We start from the raw sequence: 19,367 nt of genomic DNA on the forward strand, positions 1-19,367 counted from the left end.
CCGGGGCGATCACCCCTGAGTGAGAGGAGCGATGGGGGCGGTTGCCTGGTCGTCCTCGATGACGAAAGGACGATCACGCGTCTCGCGCGTCGGCGCGATCGGCTGATCCCCGTGCTTCCCGGACGGGGAATCGTCCTCCGGACGCGCGTGCGAGAGAGGCGACAGCAACAGGATGGCTGCTCCCACGAGCACCTCGACGCCGATCGCGAGGGCGAGGGGGCCCACCTGCGGGCCGACGTCGGCGAGGCGTCCGGGACCGATCGCCCCCGAAGCCGCGACCGCCATCCCGGTCGCTGCCAGGGCTGCGACGACCGCCATGGCGAGGGTTGTCACGACGCGCGGTGCCATCGCGTCGCTCGGCCCCTCGGTCACGGCGTGCAGGTGGGAGCGGGCGAACCATCCGCCGAGTGCACCCGCCGCGACGGGGATCAGCGCGACGAGCAGCAGCCACGCGTTGGATGCGTCGGGCACGGCGCCCAGCACGGGGATCGATGGGACCACGGCCAGATCGGTGCCGACGGGCGAGACGGTGCTGCCCGTGCCGATCGCGAAACCGGGGCCGGCGATCCACGAGATCGTCCACACGATGAGGGTCGGGACGTAGGCGAGCTGCCCGAGGGTGACGACGATCGCGCCGAGGATGTCGACGTTGCCGGCTTGATAGAGCGCGACGATCTCGCCCCCAGATATCGCCACGGCACCCGCGAGCACCACGGCTCCGGCCCCGATAATCGCGGCCACGGTCACGGCCACGCCCAGCGCCGTCGCGCTGATGACCGCGTCGCCTGCGCCGCGGCGCTCGAGCCCGTCACGACATGCGTCGATGACCCCGTCGTCCCCGTTCCGCCACGCCGAGACGATGCCCCCGATCAGCACGGAAACCGCATACAGGGCCGCGGGGATGACGATGGCCTGCCAGAGAACCGTCGAGACGACATCGGTCGTGGAGGTGAGGGCGATCACCGTCGAGAGCGCTCCGGAGACGAGAAGCGCGGAGACGAATCCGGTGAACCACGCGCCGGAACGTGCCGCGCGGGCACCCGAGCGAACGCCGAAGATGACGGTGAAGGCGGCGAAGCCGAGGGGGGCGAGCGAGAACGCGAATGATGCGGCATCCGCCGATATGCCCGCGGCGATCAGCGTGTCCGGCAGCGTCACCTGCAGCGGCACGAGGTTGCCCGCGTGCCAGACCGCGGCCGTCGAGGGCCAGAGTGCCGCCCAGTCAGCCGTAGCCCCCAGCCCGAAGACCCACAGGGCGGTGAGGGGTGCGGCGATCACCGCGAGTCCTCCCGCGACCTGGATGAGGGCGTCGAGCGCACTGAGCAGGGCGACGATGAGGCGATGCATGGCGCCCTCGACCCTACCCGCGGCCTCGATATCGTCCCGCTCGACCCACCGCCGGCCGGACAACACTCCCGGGGCAACATGGGTATTCCTCCCCATTGGGCCACCCGGAGCGTCCCGGTTAGCATCGACAGGACTCAAGAGGAGGGTCTGTGTCGCTCGTACTGCCGCACGATATCGCGCCCATTCCCGGTGATGCCGCGGGCATCCGCAGCAAGGCCGACCGGTTCACGCGCACAGCGGATGCCATTCTGGATGCCGTCGATGCGCTCCGCACCAGCATCGCCCAGACGCGCAACCACACCAGCGAAGCGCTCGATGTGCTCGCCGAGAACGCGGGTTCGGTGTCGGAGCAGCTGTCGACGTTGGAATCGCGCTACCGGGTCGCCGGGAGTGCCCTCGGGGATTTCGGAGACGCCCTCGAGACCGCACAGGCCGAGGCCCGTTCGCTCGTTGACCAAAGCGCCCAGACGGCCCCGAATCTTGCGTACTACGACCGGCAGATCGCGATCTACACCGACGAGCGGACAACGACGACCCGACCGAGCTCGCCGAGGTCACCCGTCACCTGACCGGGCTGCACAGCCGCCGCAACAACGTGCAGGGCGACCTCGCGGATCTGCAAGCACGCTTCGATCGGGTGGTGCAGGGCGTGCGGGATGCCGGGACCCACGCCGCGGGACGACTCCAGGATGCGATCGGGGGCGACGGCCTGAACGATTCGCTCTGGGACGACTTCAGCGGATGGGTGCACGAGAACGCCGAGATTCTGAAGGCCATTCACCAGGTGATGCAATGGGTGACGACCGGGCTCGCCATCCTGAGCCTGTTCATTCCTGTCTTGGCACCGTTCGCACTGGCCGCCGCGATCCTGACGGCGGGGCTGAGCCTGATCCTGGCCGCGACGGGCGAGATCTCGTGGGTGGACTTCGCGCTCGACCTGCTCGCGGTCGCGACCCTCGGCGTTGCCGCCGCGGCGACGCGCACGATCTCGGGCGTCATGACGGCGCTCAAGGGCACCCGTGTCGCGCGTCTCGGGGCCCAGGGAGTCTCGTCGCCGCTCCGCGTCGTCACCGGAAGCTTCAACGGCGTCCTGAAGGGCACCAAGGGTGCGCAGCTGGGCGGCTTGCAGCTGCCCTCGCTCGGGTGGGCGAAGGAGATCTGGAAGGCCAAGGGCATCTCGAACGCGCACTTCCTGCGGGTGGCCGAGCTGACGAGGGCCGGAGCGAGCGGCCCGCTCGATCAGCTCCTGCTCGGCATCGGGCGTCAGGAGATGGCGAAGATCACGATCGCAAACGCCGTTCGCACCGGTGCGACGCAGGTGGATGCCACGCTCAACGAGCGGATTCCTCAACTGCTCGAACTCGCGCCCGACGCCCTCGCCGACTCCCCCGTCGGCGACGTGCTCTCGAACATCAGCGAGGGATACCAGGACATCCGCGAGTCCGCGACTTGGCGGGTGGGCTCGTGACGTCGCCGGTCTCGCGCACCCGCGCGACTTCCGCTACGCGCACGCGGTCAGACAGGGCCGCGCACATCGCCGCGCGCGTCGAATGGTGGACCGCGATCCTCGTCGTGGCCCTCGGCATCCTCCCGATCGTTTTCATCGCCGTGATCGGGCTCATCCAGGGCAACGTCCCCGATTCGGACGACGGCGGCATCCTGGGCGCGGGCCCCGGCTATCCCCTGTTCCAGCCGCCGTTCTGGCTGCTGTGGGTGCCGGCCGTCATGATGTTCGGCCTCTCCGTCGCAACGTTCCCCCTTCCCCTCCAGCGCTTCCTGTGGGGTGCCCGTCTGGAGATGTCGACCGTCGCGATGGTCGGCTTCGGCACGACCCTCGCGGTGTCGGTCGCCTACGGCGGTCAGCACATCGACCTGGCGTGGGCGTCGCTGCTGCACCTCGCCGCGATCGTGCTCTTCGGCATCCGGGCTCTTCTGGGTGCGCTCGCGCGGCTGCCCGAATCGTGGCGCATCGATCCGAAGAAGCCCCTTCGCGGGAAGGGCACTCGACGATGACGGCGACAGTCACCGATCCGACAGCGACCGAGCCGGCTCGCCCCCAGGTCATCCTCCCGCCGGGATGGGTCCTGCTGCCCGTCACAGCGGACAACGCGGCGACCGCCCGCGAGACCTTCGCCTCGGGCTGGGAACGGGGCCCGCGCGACAGCATCGGCCCCTTCATCCACCGCATGGAGTCGTGGCTGACGACCATGCTCGACGACGCGCACCACAGCGGCGGAACGAGTGTCGTGCTGCCCCTCGGAGTGCCGTGGCAGGTGCCGGTCTCGACCGGCATCGTGTTCAGCCGCGCCGCTCCCCCGGCCGGCGTGCTGGGCGCGAGCGACGCACTGCCCCTGCCCGATTCGGGCGATCTGGTCGAGACGGATGCGGGACCCGCTCGCCATCGCGTCGTTGACCACGAGGTTCCCGCGGATGCCGACGACACCTCGATGGTGCGACTGCACACGATCGAGCGCACCTGGGTGGCTCCCGAGGGGGACGCGTACGTGCTGGCGACCGCCACCATCGCGGGTCAGCCGATTGACGACTACGCGCCGGTCGCCGACGCTCTGCTGCTGCTGATCGAGACGATCCTGGACGCGGTGACGTGGACGACGCCGCCCCCTGCTGAGAACCCCGGCGAAAGGCAGGACAATGCCTCTGCGCGTTGATTTCGACCGAGACCTCTGGCTCTACATCCCGACCGAATGGCCCTGGATGGGGTATCCGACGCTCGAGAACTGGCGCGATGCCGTGGTCGCGGCGCTCGCGGATGCCTACGGTTACGACGCGGCCACGCGCGACTGGCTCTCCGCGACGCTCGAGGGCATGGTGCGCGGCGCCGGAGAGGGCGAGGAACGCTTCGCCTACCTGGGGCGGCCGCACGAGAGTATCGGCATGGTCAGCCTCTACGAGTGGGCGACGCTCGCCGAATCCAGCCTCGACGATCTCTTGGGGGTCACGGACGGCGCATCCGTTCGTCCCCCCGTCGTGTCGCCGATCGAGGGCGCGGGCCTTGGCCCCGGAACGAAGGCGGTGCGCTTCACCACCGAAGCGGCGCCCGAGGCGTCCTCAGCGCCGGCGGTCGTCGGCGTCGCGCACTGGGTGTGGCGGCTCCCCGACCGCGACGTGATCCTGATCGCCGGAGACAGCGACCTGGTGCGCTTCGACGAGCGCCAGCCCGCGTTCGACGACCTGGCGCGCAGCATCTCGCTGGTGTCCGATGATTCACAGTCAGCCCGAGAAGAAGGGAACACCCGATGACCGGCACACTCAAGCTCGACACCGAAGATGTCGCGAGCGCCGCACGCAGCATGGGCACCATCGTCACGAACCTCGAGCGCGCGGATGCCGATGCGTCCGCGCTCGCGGGGATGATTCCCGTGCCCGAGCTCGCCCGCGCCGCGGAGGATTTCGCGGGCAAATGGGACGACCGTCGCCGCACCTTGATCGAAGAGATCAACGCCCTCAAGGAGCAGGCCTCGGCCGTCGCCGAGGCCTTCGACGCCGCGGACTCGTCGCTCGTCGACGTGCTGACGCGGCCGCCCGAGCAGGCTCCCCCGACGCACCCGGGCAACATTCCGGTGTAATCCCGTCGACCAGGTCGATTCACGCCGTTCCGGCGGCCCGTCAGGCACATCCTCCGGAATGTTGTGCGCCCAGGCCTGGGAAAACAACGAAGAAGGGCGGATGCTGCAGCCTGAGCCGCGGCATCCGCCCTTCTTGCGTGTGAGTGCTAGAGCGCCTCGATGACCTCGCGCATGAGCGCGGCGGTCTCGCTCGGCGTCTTGCCGACCTTGACCCCGGCGGCCTCAAGCGCCTCCTTCTTGGCCTGCGCGGTTCCCGCCGAGCCCGAGACGATCGCGCCGGCGTGGCCCATCGTCTTGCCCTCGGGGGCCGTGAAGCCCGCGACGTAGCCGACGACCGGCTTGGTGACGTGGGCCTTGATGTAGTCGGCCGCGCGCTCTTCGGCGTCGCCGCCGATCTCGCCGATCATGACGATGGCCTTCGTCTCGGGGTCGGCCTCGAACGCGGCAAGCGCGTCGATGTGCGTCGTTCCGATGATGGGGTCGCCGCCGATGCCGATGGCGGTCGAGAAGCCCAGGTCGCGCAGCTCGAACATCATCTGGTACGTCAGGGTGCCCGACTTCGACACGAGGCCGATCGGGCCCTTGCCGGTGATGTTGGCGGGCGTGATGCCGACGAGCGCCTCGCCGGGCGTGATGATTCCGGGGCAGTTCGGGCCGATGATGCGGGTCGCGTTGCCCTTGCTCTGGGCGTAGGCCCAGGCCTCGGCGCTGTCGCCGACGGGCACGCCCTCGGTGATCACGACGAGCAGCGGGATCTCGGCATCGATGGCCTCGAGCATCGCGTCTTTCGTGAACGCGGCGGGGACGAAGGCGATCGAGACGTCCGCGCCGGTCGCGGCCATGGCCTCGCTGACCGAAGCGAAGACGGGCAGCTCGACGGCGTTGCCCGAGGCATCCGTGTGCGAAACCGTCGTGCCGGCCTTGCGGGCGTTGACGCCGCCGACGACCTGGGTGCCGGCCTTCAGCATGAGTGCCGTGTGCTTGGTGCCTTCGCCGCCGGTGATGCCCTGGACGATGACCTTGGAGTCCTTGTTGAGGAAGATCGACATTTCTCTACAGTCCTTTTATCCGGGTCAGACGTTGGCGAGCTCGGCGGCCTTGTCGGCGCCCTCGTCCATGGTCTCGGCGAGCGTGACGAGCGGGTGGGCGTATTCGCGCAGGATCGCGCGGCCCTCTTCGACGCGGTTTCCGTCGAGGCGGACGACGAGCGGCTTGGAGGCCGTCGCGCCAAGCGTGTCGAGGGCGCCGACGATTCCGTTGGCGACCGCGTCGCAGGCGGTGATGCCACCGAACACGTTGACGAAGACGCTCTTTACCTGCGGGTCGCCGAGGATGACGTCGAGGCCGGCGGCCATGACGGCGGCGGATGCTCCACCACCGATGTCGAGGAAGTTCGCGGGGGTCACGCCACCGTGGGCTTCACCCGCGTAGGCGACGACGTCGAGCGTCGACATGACGAGGCCCGCGCCATTGCCGATGATGCCGACCTGACCGTCGAGCTTGACGTAGTTGAGGTCGTTCTCCTTGGCCTTCGCCTCGAGCGGATCGGCGGCGTCCTTGTCTTCGAGAGCCTCGTGGTCGGGGTGGCGGAACGCGGCGTTCTCGTCGATCGAGACCTTGCCGTCGAGAGCGATGATGTCGCCCTCTTCCGTCAGCACGAGCGGGTTGACCTCGACGAGCGTCGCGTCCTCGCCCTTGTAGACGTCGTAGAGCTTGACGAAAACGTCGGCGACCTTCGGGGCGAGCTCGGCATCGAAGCCGGCTGCCTCCGCGATCTCGAGCGCCTTGGCGGGGTCGATGCCGGTCAGCGGGTTGACCTCGATGCGGGCCAGAGCCTCGGGCTTCTCGACGGCGAGCTGCTCGATCTCCATGCCGCCCTCGACGCTCGCGAGGCTGAGGTAGGAACGGTTGGCGCGGTCAAGCAGCACCGAGAAGTAGTACTCGGTGGCGATGCGGGCGCCCGCCGCGACCATGACGCGCTTGACGACGTGGCCCTTGATGTCGAGGCCGAGGATCTGCTGAGCAGCCTCATATGCCTCTTCGGGGGTCTTGGCTACCTTCACGCCGCCGGCCTTGCCGCGGCCTCCGACTTTCACCTGGGCCTTCACGACGACGACACCACCGATCTTCTCGGCGGCCGCCTTCGCCTCCTCGGCGGTGTCGGCGATGATGCCCGCGAGAACCGGCACCTCGTACTTCTCGAATAGGTCTCTTGCCTGGTACTCGTAAAGATCCACGTTGCAGTCCTTCGCTGTCGCGCCGGGGAATTTCTTCGAAAAGAGTCTTGATGTCGAGAGATCGACCAGTCCCCGAGCCTACTACGGGGTGGTGTGAACGGCAGACGCCGGGCACCCACGCGGGGCCTCGTTCGCCGGCGCGTCCGACGGCCCATCGAGGGGCGTGAGGTCGTCGACCGCGGGGCCCTCGATTCGTGTTCCATCGGGCGCAAAACGCGAGGCGTGGAGCGGACAATCCCAGGTCCGGTCGGCATCATTCCACGACACGACTCCGCCCAGGTGCGGGCAGACGGCGCTCACCGCGCGCGTCTGTCCGTCGACACTCGACACGGCCACCGGATGCCCGGCGCGCTGGGCGATGACACCCTCCCCCTCACCGGGGCGCGGCACGGGCACGCCCGCACTCTCCGCCCGCAGCCAGCCCTTCGCGGCTTCGGCGCCGACGAGGGCGTTCTCTCGCGCACCTCGGGCCAGGTCGGCCGGAACGGTCAGGCGCGTGCCGAGCGCGATCATCCAGGACGGCCGTTCGCGGAACGGCACGCGCATGATCTCGGACGTGAGCCGGATGGCGGCGGCCGGTCCGTTCGTCAGGCCCCACTTGGCGTATCCCGTTGCGAAACGCACGCGCCCGAGGGTACGGGGCATGACACCGACGAACGGCACGAGGTTGTGCGACTCGTAGTCCTGCGCCGACCAGCGTGCGACTTCGCGCGCTCCGGGGAAGTTCTTCTGTGCCCAGGCGACAAGCTCGTCGATCTCTGCCGCATCCGAGTGCGAGCGACCGACCGGATGACCGTTTCCTCCGACGATCAGACGGGCTGCGCCCGCGGGCCCGTCATCCGCGGTGACCGAGCGCACCGAGCGAGCGGGTCCGTCGATGGAGAGGAACATGCCGTCGGGGATATCGCCGTCATAGTCGAACGCGACGCAGTGCGATCGCAAGCCGCGAGTTTTGGCGAACGTCAGACCGCGGTCCATGATCGCCGTGCCGGTCGCGAGCACGATGCGATCCGCACGGAGGGCTCCCGCATCCGCCCGCACGAGGGGTTCGGGAACGGCGTGCACGGAGCGCACGCGCGTGCCCGTGTGCAGGGTGCCGCCCGCGGCGACAAAGGCCCGAGCGAGAGCGTCCGCGAGAGCGACCGGGTCGATCGCGAGTTGACCGTCGAGCGCGGCTGCCGCCATCGCGGGGAACGGTGTTGCGAGCTCCGCCTCGTCGGCACGTCGCATGTCGAGACCCGCCTCGCGTCCGGCTTCGATTTCTGCCTCGACGGCTTCCACACCGGACCGCGACGGCGTGTACGAGAACGCGGTGCGGGTGGTCATGGGCACTCCCGCGCTCTCCGCGAACTCGGTCAGCCACTCGGCTCCCGCCCGGTTCGCGTCGACATACGCGCGCACCAGCGACGCGGGGTGATGCCTGCGCAGCGTCGAGAGCGTGCTGCCCTGCAGCAGCGAGACCTTGCCCGTGTTCGACCCGGTCGCAAGTTCGGCGATCTCGCCCGCCTCGACGATCGCGACGTCCGGCCCGAGGGCCGCGAGCATGAGTCCGGTCGACAGCCCCGTGATGCCGGCCCCGACGATCACGACCTCGTGCCGCGCGGGAGCGAACGGGACGGACAGGGACGGCGTGGTGCGGTCGAGCTTCCAGAGCGGGGGCATGAAACCAGCACACCCCGCGGTCCCCGATGAAGCAACGGGGTTGACAGGGAGGCGGGGTTCGCGGAGCGCGCGGGGCCCGCGGGTCTAGGCTGCTGTCGACATGAGCGAGACACCGTCACCGTCCGCCGCGCGCACCGTCGTCGTCGCCGCGGCCCTGGAACTCTTCGCCCAGCAGGGGTTCGAAGCGACGTCGGTCGAGCAGATCGCGCGGGCCGCGGGCGTGTCACGCAGCACCTTCTTCCGGCAGTTCGGGGGAAAAGAGGATGTGGTTTTCGCAGATCACGAGATCCTGCTCGCAGACCTCCGCACCTGGCTCGAACGCGGTCATGAAAATCCGTGGGTCGCGGTCTGCGAGGCGACCGAGCGCGTCTTCCGGCACTTCGCGAGCGACCCGAAGGTCGCGCGTCGCCGCTATGAGATCGTGCGGCAGGTTCCGGCGCTTCGCGATCGCGAGATCGTGACCGTCTTCCGCTACGAGCGCCTGTTCGACGAATACCTGCGGTCGGCTCTGCCCGGCATCGACCCGCTCGACGCGGTCGGGTTCGCGGCTCTCGTGACGGCTCTCCACAATCACGTGCTGCGGCGCCTGCTGCGCGGAACCAAGCGCGTGCCGCTGTCGGAGTTGCAGGCCGCGCTCGATGGCGCCCTCCGCCGCTACGGGGTCCACCCCGACCCGGCGCCGGCGGCAGCGGACGACGTCGTGATCGCCGTGTTCCCGCGCGCGACGCCGGCGGCCGAGGTGGCGCGCCGCATCCGCTCGTCCCTCGACTGATCCCGCGCGAGAGTGCCCGTTGCTGGGCGCGAGGGTGCCCGCTCCTATCCCCGAAGGTGCCCGTTCCGAGGCACGACTGCGAAAAGGGCAACCTCGAGGCTCATAAGAGGCACCCTCGCGCGGCAAAACGGGCTCCCTCAGGCGGATGGAACAGGCCGAGATGTGGAACTGCGTCCCAAAAGTGGTGGAACCGGATGTCGCGAGAGTACCTTTGAGCGCATGAGCAGCACCGCACCCACCACGGCATCGGGCGACACCTCCGGCGACGACACCTTCCCCGGCGAGCGCGTCCCGCACTACGACGTCTCGCAGCGCCTCGACACCGACTACTACGCGGTGTTCGCCGATATCCCCGCCGAGGACCGCGCCGTCTGGGATCGGGCGAAGACGCTCGTCGACGAGGTCGCGCCGACGATGCGCGAGGCCTGGGACCGCGCCGAGTACCCCCTCGAGGTCGCGCGGCGCATCGGCGAGCTCGATCTGCTCGGCGACGGCATCGACCACCCGGACATCACGCACCTCTCGCCCCTCGCCGCCGGCCTGGTCAACATGGAGGTCTCGCGCGGCGACGGATCGCTCGGCACGATGCTCGCCGTTCAGGGTGGCCTCGCACTCCGCACGCTCGCGCTGTTCGGCAGTCCCGAACAGCAGGAGCGCTGGCTGCGCCCCCTCGCAACCTCTGAGGTGCTCGGCGCCTTCGCGCTGACCGAGCCCGACCACGGGTCCGACTCGGTGTCGCTCGAGACGACGGCCCGCCGCGACGCGGACTCCGACGAGTGGGTGCTTCGCGGCGCCAAGAAGTGGATCGGCAACGGCGCCTCGGGCGGCATCACGTTCGTCTGGGCACGCGTGGACGACCCGGATGCTGCGGAGCACGGCGCCGTCCGCTGCTTCCTCGTCGAGCAGGACCGCGCCGGGTACAGCGGCACCCCCATACTCGGGAAGGTGTCGCTGCGCGGCATCCATCAGGCGCACATCACGCTCGACGACGTGCGCCTGCCAATTGACGCGGTGCTGCCGGGTGCGAAGAGCTTCAAGGATGCTTCGACCGTGCTCTACGCCACCCGCTCGGGTGTCGCGTGGTCGGCGCTCGGGCACGCAACCGCTTGCTACGAGGCCGCCCTGTCGTATTCCCTTCAGCGCATGCAGTTCGGCAAGCCGCTCGCGAAGTTTCAGATGGTGCAGGAACGCCTGACGCAGATGCTCGACGAACTGACCGCCATGCAGCTCTACTGCCGCTATCTCGCCGATCTGGAGGCATCCGGCGCCCTCCGTCCGACGCAGGCGTCGCTCGCGAAGTTCCACAACACGCGGGCCGCGCGGCGTATCGCCTCGACCGCGCGAGATCTGCTCGGGGGCAACGGGATCCTGCTCGAGAACGTCGTTATGCAGCACCTGGCCGATATCGAGGCGATCCACACCTACGAGGGCACGGAGTCGATCCAGGCCTTGCTGATCGGCCGCGACATCACGGGCATGAGCGCCTTCGTCTGAGCGGCGACCACGGGACGACCGGAAGCTCCGGAACCTTTACCGTCCCCCTCGGACGCAAGGGCGGGCAATTCCCCGACACCCGGGGTACCGTCGTGCCATGGGACTCTTCGGCAACAGCTCGTCCGCGCCGCAACGGCCGGAAACACCGAGCCCCCTCGATGACATAGCGACACCCGTGAGCCTGTGGTCTGACGGCTTCGGACGTCTCGCCATCCGCGCCGTTCAGATCATCGTCGTGCTGCTGGTCGTGATCGGCATTATCTGGGGGATCCAGCAACTGACGCTCGTGACGATTCCCGTCGTGCTCGCGCTGATCCTGGCTTCGGCCTTCAACCCGATCATGCGCGCCATGCGAAAGCGTGGGGTGCCCTCGATCATCGCGACTCTGATCACCCTGCTGACGATCGTCGTCGTTCTCGGCGGCATCGGCTGGCTCATCGTCTGGGCAGTCCGCGACCAGTGGGACACGCTCTACAGCCAGGCGCAGGACGGCCTCCAGGATGTTCTCGCGTGGGTGGGCACCCTGCCGTTCGAATTCGATCAGGCCCAGATCGACGAATGGATCGCGACCGCGACCGACTTCGTCACGAGCGCGCAGTTCGGATCGGGTGCTCTCGCCGGTGTGAGCGCCGTCGCGAGCTTCATCACGGGCTTCGTCCTGCTCGTCGTCGTGCTCTTCTTCTTCCTGAAGGACGGCCCGCAGCTCTGGGAGTTCCTGCTGCGTCCCTTCCGTGGCGCGCACTACGCGCGAGCACGCCGCGTCGGCGACAAGGCGGTCAGCACCCTGGGCTCGTACGTCCGCGGCACCGCGGCCGTCGCATTCGTCGATGCTGTCGGTATCGGCATCGGTCTGTGGATCCTGCAGGTGCCCCTCGCGCTCCCCCTCGCCGTCCTGGTGTTCCTGCTCGCATTCATCCCGATCGTCGGTGCCACACTGGCCGGGATCCTCGCCGCCCTGGTGGCGCTCGTCTCGAACGGGCCCGTCAACGCCCTGATCGTCGTCGCGATCGTCGTCGCCGTCAACCAGCTCGAGGGTAACTTCCTGCAGCCCGTGCTGATGGGACGTTCACTCAAGCTCCATGCCTTCGTCGTGCTGATCGCACTGACGATCGGAACCGTGGTCGGCGGCATCCTCGGGGCGGTCCTCGCGGTGCCGATCACCGCCGTCGTCTGGGGTGCGATCCAGGTGTGGGACGGCCCCGACAAGCCCGCCCGGTGGGCACGTCAAAAGCGAGCCGAAACGGTCTAGCCTCGGCGGGTCGAGCGCTCGACCCGCGCGGACGTAGGAGGGAACCCATGTCACACGACATCCCCGCGCCGATGCTCGCGAAGGCGGTGCCCGCGATCCCCGATCGCGCGGGCCTGAGCTTCGAACCGAAATGGGACGGCTTCCGCGTCATCGCGTCATGGGACGGCGAGTCGGTCGAACTCGGCTCGCGCGGCGCCAAGCCTCTGACGCGGTACTTTCCCGAACTCGTCGAGGCGCTCGCGCGGCTGTTGCCCGAACCGTGCGTGCTCGATGGCGAGATCGTCGTCGCCGTGGGACCCGATGGCTCTCAGCGCCTCGATTGGGAAGCCCTGTCGCAGCGCATCCATCCCGCCGACTCGCGCGTGCAGAGGCTTGCCGCCGAGACTCCGGCGATGTTAATCGCATTCGATCTGCTGGACGTCGGGGGTGATTCGCTCCTCGACACGCCCTTCGCCGAGCGTCGCGCGCGGCTCGAGACGTTGCTGGGCGGGGTGCCGCATCCGATCCACCTGACGCGGACGACGACGGATGCCTCGCTCGCGCGCCGCTGGCTCGACGAGTTCGAGGGCGCGGGTCTGGACGGCGTGGTCGCCAAGCCGCTCGATCAGCCGTACGCGCCGGGAAAACGCACGATGCTGAAGATCAAGCACGCGCGGACCGCGGATGTCGTGGCCCTCGGGTACCGCATCCACAAGAGCGGGCAGGGTGTCGGGTCGCTGCTGGTCGGGCTCTACGATTCGTCCGGTGCGCTGCGCGGCGTCGGCGGGGTCGCCGCGTGGAGCGACAAACGGCGGCTCGAGCTGGTCGATGAACTCGCCCCGCTGGTGGAGCGCGACGATGCCGGGGATGCGGTCACCGGAGAGACCGACCGGTCACGCTTCTCGGCATCGAAGGATGTCTCGTTCGTGCGCCTGCGACCCGAGCGCGTGCTCGAGGTGCGGTACGACCAGCTCGAGGGCATGCGTTTTCGGCACACCGTGCAGTTCGAGCGCTGGCGTCCCGACCGGGATCCGGCATCCTGTCGCTTCGATCAGCTCGAGCAGGTCTCGGCCTACGACCTCGGGCGCGTGCTCGACTGACGCTCCGTGCGTTGAGCGAGGAGCGGCAGCGACGAGATGAAACGCGGCGCTCAGGCGTCGGGCTTGCGGGCGCGGCTCGGCTGCACCCGCGGTGGCTCGCCCGGCATCTTCGGAAACTCGGGCGGGAACGGCAGTTCGCCGAGTCCCGCATCCTGGTCCCGCTGCCACCACTCCAGCAGCACGTCGATGCGGCCGCGACGATCGAGCAGACCCGCCCACGGGTCCCCGGTAACGGAGAGCCGCTCGGGAATCGAGCGGACGGTGAAGGATGCCGGGTCCACCTCATCCAGTTCGTCCCAGGTCACGGGCGTTGAGACGGTCGCGGTCGCGAGCGCGCGCGGGCTGTATGCGCCGGCCATCGTGCGATCGCGGTTGGCCTGATTGAAATCGACGAAGATGCGCTCGCCGCGCTCTTCCTTCCACCAGTTGGTCGTGACGAGGTCGGGCATCCGGCGCTCCAGCTCGCGCGCGGCCGCGATCACGGCGTGGCGCACGTCGAGGAACTCGTGGGTGGGTTCGATCGGGCAGAAGACGTGGAGCCCGCGGTTGCCACTCGTCTTGATCCACGGTTCGAGCCCGGCCTCGCGCAACACCTCGCGCAGGCCGTGCGCCGCGACGACCGCATCGGCGAAGTCGGTTCCGGGCTGCGGGTCGAGGTCGATGCGCAGTTCGACCGGGTTGTCGGTGTCGCCCGCGAGCGACGCCCACGGGTGAAACACGATGGTGTTCATCTGCACGGCCCACAGCACGGCGGCCGTCTCGGTGAGGACGAGCTGCGGATGCCTGCGGCCGCTGTTGTACGTCACGGTGACGGATTCGACGTAGTCGGGCGCCCCCTTGGGCGGGTTCTTCGAGAAGAAGCTCTCGCCCGCGACAGAGTCGGGGTAGCGCTCGAGCGAAACCGGCCGATCGCCGTTCGCCGCGAGGAACGGCACGGACACCGCGATCATGTACTCGGCGAGCTCGTGTTTCGTGATGCCGACCTCGGGCCACAGCACGCGATTCGGGCTCGAGAGCCCGACCTCGCGGTCACCCTCCGCTCCGGGAACGGTGAGGGTGATGCGCTCGCTGGCCATGGTTTGACCCTAGGGCGGTGCCGCAGCATCCGTCACCCCCTTGCGTCGGATCGACGGATGCCGCAGCGTCCCACCCCATAGACGCGGGACCGGAAGTGCGGGTCCGAGAGGGCGGCTACGCGGTCGGCGTCTCGGGAGAATCGGCGGACTGCGCAGACGGGGCATCGGGCTTCGGGGGCGCCGGCAACGCGATCACCGGCGCGAGAGCGTCACGATCCAGGATGATCCAGGGCCCCGCCGCGTCCACGATCACGCCCGCGACGGACGGATGGTCACGCAGCGACGCACCGAGTTGTTCGGGCAGGAACGGCATGGGACGATCGCCCCGGCCGCGCGCGATCACCTCGAGCGGGTGCGAATAGACCTCGATCAGGCGGCGGCCATCGGACGTCCGCGACTCGGCGATGCCGAAGCGCGGCGCCTCGCCCTCGGCCGTGGGGCCCGTCTCGTTCACGGCGACGAACAACGGCGCCTCGGTGAGCGCAGTCGCAACCGTCGCCGCGGTCTCGGGGGTACGGGGCGCCGCGAGCGCGGTCTTGATCCGCAACTCGGGGTCGGCCTGATTGACCGCGGCCTCGATGACGGCGCGGGGCAGCACGGCGCGCGCGGGGCCCGACGATCCGTCGACGATCAGACCCGCGTACGTGCCGGCGACAACGTGCTTGAGGATCGTGAGCGCCGGCTGACCGACCGCCGAGGTCCCCGAATCGCCGTCGGCCGACAGCGCAGCCTGCAACGCCGTCCCCGTGCTGTAGACGAGCACGTAGGCGTCGTCGCCACGGCGGGCGACAGCCAGCGGAAGCTCGCGACCCTCCGCGAGCATCGCCCGGGCATCACCCTTGATCCGCAGGAACAAGTGGTTCTGGAGCAGCTGACGCATCACGTCGAGCAATTGCTCGGGCTTGGCGGGCGAATCGAGCTTGCCGAGCGCCTGGGCGAGCAGCACGTTGTCGCGCAGACCCGGCACCGTCTCGGTCTGCGGCGGGGCCTCAGCGTGCCCGGCTGGACTACCCGCTCGCAGGTTCGGGACGGAGCCCGCGGCGGGAGCGGCGGGAGACCCTGCCGCAGCAGGGAGTGCGGAAGCATCCGGCAGTGTCGTCGGCCGGCCGACTTCTCCCCCGCCACCGCGATAGGTCGACACCGAGATACCGACCTGAGGCACGGACTCGGACGCCACGTCCTCGGCGGGCGCTGCGTCCTCGGCGGATGACGCAGCCGGGGACTCTTCGCCGGGTTCGACGGCCGCCGACGAGGCGTTGGTGGTGTCGGCCGCGGCATCGCCGCGCTTCGGACGTCTCGAGAACACAGCCATCGGACCAGACTAACCCGGGCGCCGGCCGCCGTCCGGGGCCCTTTCCACGGCCGGGCGGACAACATTCCGGATGGATCGCCCCGGCGGACCCGGGATCTCATCGCCACGGGGCTCGGGGCTACATTCGTCCGGAATGTTGTCCCGGTCATCCAGCCGACGCGACTAGATCTTCTCGATCGGCGCGATCTTGATCAAGATCTTCTTCGCGCCGACCGTATCGAAGCGGATGTGCGCCACGCGCCGCGCCCCCTCGCCCGTGACGGCGTCTACGCGGCCTTCGCCGAAATCGTCGTGCCGGATGCGGTCGCCACCGGCGAGTTCGAGGTCGCCGTTGTCGCGCACCCGTGCGGGCACGCGGTTCGGGAACCGGTCGAGCGCGGTCGACGTGGGCACCAGATCCGAGCCGTACCGGTTGCCGCCTGTCGCCCCACCCGAGCGACCACCACCCGTGAAGCCACCGCCGCCATACCCGCCACCGAGCGCCCGACCTGATCCGCGACCGCGTGAATTCACGTCACCGGGCGACTGCCGCCAGTCGATCAGGTCGGCCGGGATCTCTTGCAGGAACCGGCTCGGCATCGCGACCGTGACCTCGCCGAACTGCGCGCGTGTCATCGCGAGCGACAGATACAGGCGCTTCCGCGCACGCGTGACGCCGACGTAGAAGAGGCGTCGCTCCTCGGCCGGGCCGCCGGGCTCGTTCGCGGACATCCGGTGCGGGAGCAAGTCTTCCTCGACGCCCGTGACGAACACGGCGTCGTACTCCAGCCCCTTGGCCGTGTGCATGGTCATGAGCGAGACGGAACCCGAGGCATCCTCGAGGTCATCCGCATCAGACACCAGCGCGACCTCGGCGAGGAAGTCGATGATCGTGCCGTCCGGGTTGTTGCGCGCGAACTCTTTGGCGACCGAGACGAACTCGTCGAGGTTCTCCAGCCGGGCCTCGTCCTGCGGGTCACGGCTGGCGCGCAGCGCGTCCATGAAGCCCGACTTGTTCAGCAGCAGCGCCAGGCCGTCCGCGACAGCCGAGGCCGGCGCGAGTTCGCCGCTGGCGGGCAGCATGAGAGCGGATGCCTCATCCAGCACCGCGTCGAGCTGCACGATAGCGGCCTGGATCTTCGGCCCGACGCCGAGCGCGGAGGCATTGGCGAGGGCGTCGCGGAACGAAATGCCCTCGCTGCTCGCGTATCGCGCGATCGCCGACTCGGTGACGTCGCCGATGCCGCGCCGCGGCTTGTTCAGGATGCGCCGCACGGCCATGTCGTCGGCCGGGTTGGCCACGGCGACCAGGTACGCCAGGGCGTCCTTGATCTCGGCACGCTCGTAGAACTTCGTGCCGCCCATGATCTTGTAGGGCAGCGCCGAGCGGATGAAGATCTCTTCCAGAGCACGGCTCTGCGAGTTGGTGCGGTAGAACACTGCAACATCGCCATAGGCGACACCCCCGCGGTGCAGGACCTCGATCTCGTCGGCAACGAACTGGGCCTCGTCGTGTTGGGAGTAGCCGGTGAAACCGACGATCTTCTCGCCCGCCCCGACATCCGTCCACAGCTTCTTGTCTTTGCGGTCGAAGTTGTGCGAAATGACGGCGTTCGCGGCGTTCAGGATCGTCTGCGTCGAGCGGTAGTTCTGCTCGAGCAGCACGACCTTGGCGCCCGGGTAGTCGCGCTCGAACTCGCTGATGTTGCGGATGTCGGCGCCGCGGAACGCGTAGATCGACTGATCGGAGTCGCCGACGACAGTGAGGGACGCGGGCTCGAGGGAATCGGAAGCCCGGGGCGCGGGCGCCTCGAAGATCATCATGCCGCCGGAGCCCTCGAACGGCTCCGGCTCGTCGGATGACAGGGGGCGGGTGAGCTCGTGGATCAGGGCGTACTGGGCGTGGTTGGTGTCCTGATACTCGTCGACGAGGATGTGCCGGAAGCGGCGGCGGTAGGTGTCGGCGATCTTCGGGAACGCGCGGAACAGATAGACCGTCTGGGCGATCAGGTCGTCGAAGTCGAACGCGTTCGAACGCTGCAGCGAGCGCTGGTAGTCGGCGAAGATCTCGACGAAGATGCGCTCGGCCGGGTCGCTCATATTCGCCGTGCGAGCGTAGGACTCGGCATCCGCGAGCTCGTTCTTGAGCTTCGAGATGCGGCTCTTCACTCCCGCGGGGGTAAGCCCGAAGCTGTCGCCCTCGTGCTCTTTGATCAGGCGCTTGACGAGGGCCCTCGAGTCGCCGGAGTCGTAGATCGTGAACGACGACTTGAAGCCGAACGCCTCGGCCTCGCGCCGCAGGATCCGCACACACGCCGAATGGAAGGTCGAGATCCACATGCCGCGGGTCGCTTCGCCGACGAGGGCGTGGACACGCTCGCGCATCTCGGCCGCGGCCTTATTCGTGAACGTGATGGCGAGGATCTGGCTCGGCCAGGCCTCTTTTGTGCGCAGCAGGCCCGCGATGCGGTGCGCGAGCACGCGAGTCTTGCCCGAGCCCGCACCCGCCACGATCAGCAGCGCGGGGCCGCGGTACAGCACGGCCTCCAGCTGGGGCGGGTTGAGTCCGTCGAGCAGGTCGCCCAGGAGGGGGTCGGGGGACCCGATTGCGAGGGGCGAGGAGGCTTCGGTCATGTCCGCTCAAGTCTAGGCTGGCGCGCCGACACCGCCGCCGGCCCGGGCCTCAGCCGCCTTCCGCGGACATCCGGAAGGAATGTCGAGCGCCCGAGGCCGCGAAACCGCCTCACCAGCCCCATCTGGCCCCACGGTTCCTTCCATATGTTCGCGAGACCCGGGCCCGGGCTGGCCGGGCGGTCGCTTCGACAAGCTCAGCGACCAGTGCGCACCACGCGGTCCCTGAACCGGCAGCGCCCCGAACCGCGCCGAGCCACGTGTGGCGTTAGTCGCGGATCACGAAGTTCTCGAGGATCGGCGGCGCCGCGAGCACTTCGCCGAGCCGCGGAATCGCCCCCTCGGGCGTCGCGCGAAAGGCGCGATACGCGTCCTCGGACGCGCGATCCGTCCAGATCTCGTACAGCGTCCACGTGTCGGGATCGGAGTCATCGAGAAGGATATCGAGCCGCTCCAACCCCGCGAACGCCCGGGTCGCCCGCAGCATGTCGTCGACGAGGGCCGGGATCTCGTCCCGCACCTCCGGCCGGAAGGTGAAGCGGACGATGCTCGCGACGGCCACGTCAGTGGGTCTGGTCGTCGGGGTATTCGAGGCTGATCTTGTCGGCCGGGACATCGAGCGCCTTGGCGAGCATCCCGGTCAGGACGACCTTCGGCACGAGGCAATCGCTGCAGATGCCCTCGCCGGCCGTGATGACGGCGTTCGTCCTGTCCTGATCGGTCTCGACGGACAGCGTGTAGCCGTCTACCGAGAGCATCTTCTGCAGGTCATCGAGTGTGGTGGTCATGTTCGTTCCTGACTCCGAGAAAAGTGAACGAGGATTCGGCCTTGCGGCCTGATACCTCTTCTATGAGGTCGTCCTCTATTAGGCTCCCCGGCGGCCGCGCGCCGCCAAGAGCTTTCCGGCTGGTGGAAGACTGCGTCCGCGCCGCATGAGCGAG

The 19,367-nt window shown here is 68.9% G+C and carries 19 protein-coding genes; 10 read left to right on the forward strand and 9 right to left on the reverse strand.

Annotated features, from left to right (window positions below; genetic code table 11):
* Window positions 1–9 precede the first annotated feature (9 nt).
* Window positions 10–1,347, reverse strand: coding sequence for a cell division protein PerM (locus tag CGU34_RS12015; protein ID WP_198517766.1), 1,338 nt, complete (start codon window positions 1,345–1,347; stop codon window positions 10–12).
* A gap of 149 nt (window positions 1,348–1,496) precedes the next feature.
* Between CGU34_RS12015 and CGU34_RS12020 the strand changes: the two genes are divergently transcribed.
* From CGU34_RS12020 to CGU34_RS12045, 6 genes are read left to right on the forward strand one after another with little or no spacing between them, the layout of a single operon-like run.
* Complete coding sequence (locus tag CGU34_RS12020) at window positions 1,497–1,916, forward strand: hypothetical protein (RefSeq protein WP_100814205.1); 420 nt, start codon at window positions 1,497–1,499, stop codon at window positions 1,914–1,916.
* A gap of 26 nt (window positions 1,917–1,942) precedes the next feature.
* Window positions 1,943–2,815: a hypothetical protein gene (locus tag CGU34_RS12025; RefSeq protein WP_100814206.1), complete on the forward strand. Its 873-nt coding sequence runs from the start codon at window positions 1,943–1,945 to the stop codon at window positions 2,813–2,815.
* Window positions 2,812–3,360 carry a hypothetical protein gene (locus CGU34_RS12030; protein ID WP_100814207.1) on the forward strand — a complete coding sequence of 183 codons (549 nt, stop codon included), beginning with the start codon at window positions 2,812–2,814 and terminating at the stop codon, window positions 3,358–3,360. The genes CGU34_RS12025 and CGU34_RS12030 overlap by 4 nt, the downstream gene beginning before the upstream one ends.
* On the forward strand, window positions 3,357–4,016 hold the full coding sequence (locus CGU34_RS12035; RefSeq protein ID WP_100814208.1) for a hypothetical protein: 660 nt from the start codon (window positions 3,357–3,359) through the stop codon (window positions 4,014–4,016). Before CGU34_RS12030 ends, CGU34_RS12035 begins: the two co-directional genes overlap by 4 nt.
* On the forward strand, window positions 4,000–4,608 hold the full coding sequence (locus CGU34_RS12040; RefSeq protein ID WP_100814209.1) for a hypothetical protein: 609 nt from the start codon (window positions 4,000–4,002) through the stop codon (window positions 4,606–4,608). Before CGU34_RS12035 ends, CGU34_RS12040 begins: the two co-directional genes overlap by 17 nt.
* The gene (locus tag CGU34_RS12045) at window positions 4,605–4,934 is read left to right on the forward strand and encodes a hypothetical protein (RefSeq protein WP_036300426.1); all 330 of its coding nucleotides are present in this window, start codon (window positions 4,605–4,607) and stop codon (window positions 4,932–4,934) included. The genes CGU34_RS12040 and CGU34_RS12045 overlap by 4 nt, the downstream gene beginning before the upstream one ends.
* 146 nt (window positions 4,935–5,080) lie before the next feature.
* On the opposite strand, the gene sucD is transcribed toward CGU34_RS12045, so the two are convergent.
* The 3 genes from sucD to CGU34_RS12060 form a co-directional block, all read right to left on the reverse strand.
* Window positions 5,081–5,983, reverse strand: a complete 903-nt coding sequence (gene sucD, locus CGU34_RS12050; RefSeq protein WP_036300423.1) for a succinate--CoA ligase subunit alpha — start codon at window positions 5,981–5,983, stop codon at window positions 5,081–5,083.
* A gap of 24 nt (window positions 5,984–6,007) precedes the next feature.
* Window positions 6,008–7,171 carry an ADP-forming succinate--CoA ligase subunit beta gene (gene sucC / locus CGU34_RS12055; RefSeq protein ID WP_100814210.1) on the reverse strand — a complete coding sequence of 388 codons (1,164 nt, stop codon included), beginning with the start codon at window positions 7,169–7,171 and terminating at the stop codon, window positions 6,008–6,010.
* 81 nt (window positions 7,172–7,252) lie between these two features.
* The gene (locus CGU34_RS12060) at window positions 7,253–8,833 is read right to left on the reverse strand and encodes an FAD-dependent oxidoreductase (protein ID WP_100814211.1); all 1,581 of its coding nucleotides are present in this window, start codon (window positions 8,831–8,833) and stop codon (window positions 7,253–7,255) included.
* Window positions 8,834–8,933: 100 nt separating this feature from the next.
* On the opposite strand from CGU34_RS12060, the gene CGU34_RS12065 reads away from it, so the two are divergent.
* The 4 genes from CGU34_RS12065 to CGU34_RS12080 all read left to right on the forward strand — a co-directional run bounded on the left by CGU34_RS12065 (window position 8,934) and on the right by CGU34_RS12080 (window position 13,427).
* The gene (locus CGU34_RS12065) at window positions 8,934–9,605 is read left to right on the forward strand and encodes a TetR/AcrR family transcriptional regulator (protein ID WP_036300418.1); all 672 of its coding nucleotides are present in this window, start codon (window positions 8,934–8,936) and stop codon (window positions 9,603–9,605) included.
* 219 nt (window positions 9,606–9,824) lie between these two features.
* Window positions 9,825–11,099, forward strand: a complete 1,275-nt coding sequence (locus tag CGU34_RS12070; protein WP_051513839.1) for an acyl-CoA dehydrogenase family protein — start codon at window positions 9,825–9,827, stop codon at window positions 11,097–11,099.
* 97 nt (window positions 11,100–11,196) lie between these two features.
* On the forward strand, window positions 11,197–12,348 hold the full coding sequence (locus tag CGU34_RS12075) for an AI-2E family transporter (protein WP_100814212.1): 1,152 nt from the start codon (window positions 11,197–11,199) through the stop codon (window positions 12,346–12,348).
* Between the two features lie 47 nt (window positions 12,349–12,395).
* A complete protein-coding gene (locus CGU34_RS12080) occupies window positions 12,396–13,427 on the forward strand; it encodes an ATP-dependent DNA ligase (RefSeq protein WP_036300407.1) in 1,032 nt (343 codons plus the stop codon).
* 50 nt (window positions 13,428–13,477) lie between these two features.
* Here CGU34_RS12080 and ligD read toward each other — a convergent pair whose 3' ends face one another.
* The 5 genes from ligD to CGU34_RS12105 form a co-directional block, all read right to left on the reverse strand.
* Complete coding sequence (gene ligD, locus CGU34_RS12085) at window positions 13,478–14,503, reverse strand: non-homologous end-joining DNA ligase (protein ID WP_100814213.1); 1,026 nt, start codon at window positions 14,501–14,503, stop codon at window positions 13,478–13,480.
* A 115-nt stretch (window positions 14,504–14,618) separates the two neighbouring features.
* Window positions 14,619–15,815 carry an SseB family protein gene (locus tag CGU34_RS12090; RefSeq protein WP_198517768.1) on the reverse strand — a complete coding sequence of 399 codons (1,197 nt, stop codon included), beginning with the start codon at window positions 15,813–15,815 and terminating at the stop codon, window positions 14,619–14,621.
* A 162-nt stretch (window positions 15,816–15,977) separates the two neighbouring features.
* A complete protein-coding gene (locus CGU34_RS12095; protein ID WP_100814214.1) occupies window positions 15,978–18,428 on the reverse strand; it encodes an ATP-dependent helicase in 2,451 nt (816 codons plus the stop codon).
* Window positions 18,429–18,693: 265 nt separating this feature from the next.
* Window positions 18,694–18,987, reverse strand: coding sequence for a putative quinol monooxygenase (locus tag CGU34_RS12100; protein WP_036297591.1), 294 nt, complete (start codon window positions 18,985–18,987; stop codon window positions 18,694–18,696).
* 1 nt (window position 18,988) lies between these two features.
* Window positions 18,989–19,213 carry a hypothetical protein gene (locus tag CGU34_RS12105; RefSeq protein ID WP_036297589.1) on the reverse strand — a complete coding sequence of 75 codons (225 nt, stop codon included), beginning with the start codon at window positions 19,211–19,213 and terminating at the stop codon, window positions 18,989–18,991.
* Between the last annotated feature and the right edge of the window lie 154 nt (window positions 19,214–19,367).

Source organism: Microbacterium lacus (assembly GCF_002812805.1).
Lineage (GTDB): Bacteria > Actinomycetota > Actinomycetes > Actinomycetales > Microbacteriaceae > Microbacterium > Microbacterium lacus_A.

What these genes read in the sequence shown, in the direction of transcription:
- CGU34_RS12015 (WP_198517766.1), bottom strand. Translation starts at nt 1,347, where the DNA reads ATGCATCGCCTCATCGTCGCCCTGCTCAGTGCGCTCGACGCCCTCATC.
- CGU34_RS12035 (WP_100814208.1), top strand. Translation starts at nt 3,357, where the DNA reads ATGACGGCGACAGTCACCGATCCGACAGCGACCGAGCCGGCTCGCCCC.
- CGU34_RS12040 (WP_100814209.1), top strand. Translation starts at nt 4,000, where the DNA reads ATGCCTCTGCGCGTTGATTTCGACCGAGACCTCTGGCTCTACATCCCG.
- CGU34_RS12045 (WP_036300426.1), top strand. Translation starts at nt 4,605, where the DNA reads ATGACCGGCACACTCAAGCTCGACACCGAAGATGTCGCGAGCGCCGCA.
- sucD (WP_036300423.1), bottom strand. Translation starts at nt 5,983, where the DNA reads ATGTCGATCTTCCTCAACAAGGACTCCAAGGTCATCGTCCAGGGCATC.
- CGU34_RS12060 (WP_100814211.1), bottom strand. Translation starts at nt 8,833, where the DNA reads ATGCCCCCGCTCTGGAAGCTCGACCGCACCACGCCGTCCCTGTCCGTC.
- CGU34_RS12065 (WP_036300418.1), top strand. Translation starts at nt 8,934, where the DNA reads ATGAGCGAGACACCGTCACCGTCCGCCGCGCGCACCGTCGTCGTCGCC.
- CGU34_RS12070 (WP_051513839.1), top strand. Translation starts at nt 9,825, where the DNA reads ATGAGCAGCACCGCACCCACCACGGCATCGGGCGACACCTCCGGCGAC.
- CGU34_RS12075 (WP_100814212.1), top strand. Translation starts at nt 11,197, where the DNA reads ATGGGACTCTTCGGCAACAGCTCGTCCGCGCCGCAACGGCCGGAAACA.
- CGU34_RS12080 (WP_036300407.1), top strand. Translation starts at nt 12,396, where the DNA reads ATGTCACACGACATCCCCGCGCCGATGCTCGCGAAGGCGGTGCCCGCG.
- ligD (WP_100814213.1), bottom strand. Translation starts at nt 14,503, where the DNA reads ATGGCCAGCGAGCGCATCACCCTCACCGTTCCCGGAGCGGAGGGTGAC.
- CGU34_RS12090 (WP_198517768.1), bottom strand. Translation starts at nt 15,815, where the DNA reads ATGGCTGTGTTCTCGAGACGTCCGAAGCGCGGCGATGCCGCGGCCGAC.
- CGU34_RS12095 (WP_100814214.1), bottom strand. Translation starts at nt 18,428, where the DNA reads ATGACCGAAGCCTCCTCGCCCCTCGCAATCGGGTCCCCCGACCCCCTC.
- CGU34_RS12105 (WP_036297589.1), bottom strand. Translation starts at nt 19,213, where the DNA reads ATGACCACCACACTCGATGACCTGCAGAAGATGCTCTCGGTAGACGGC.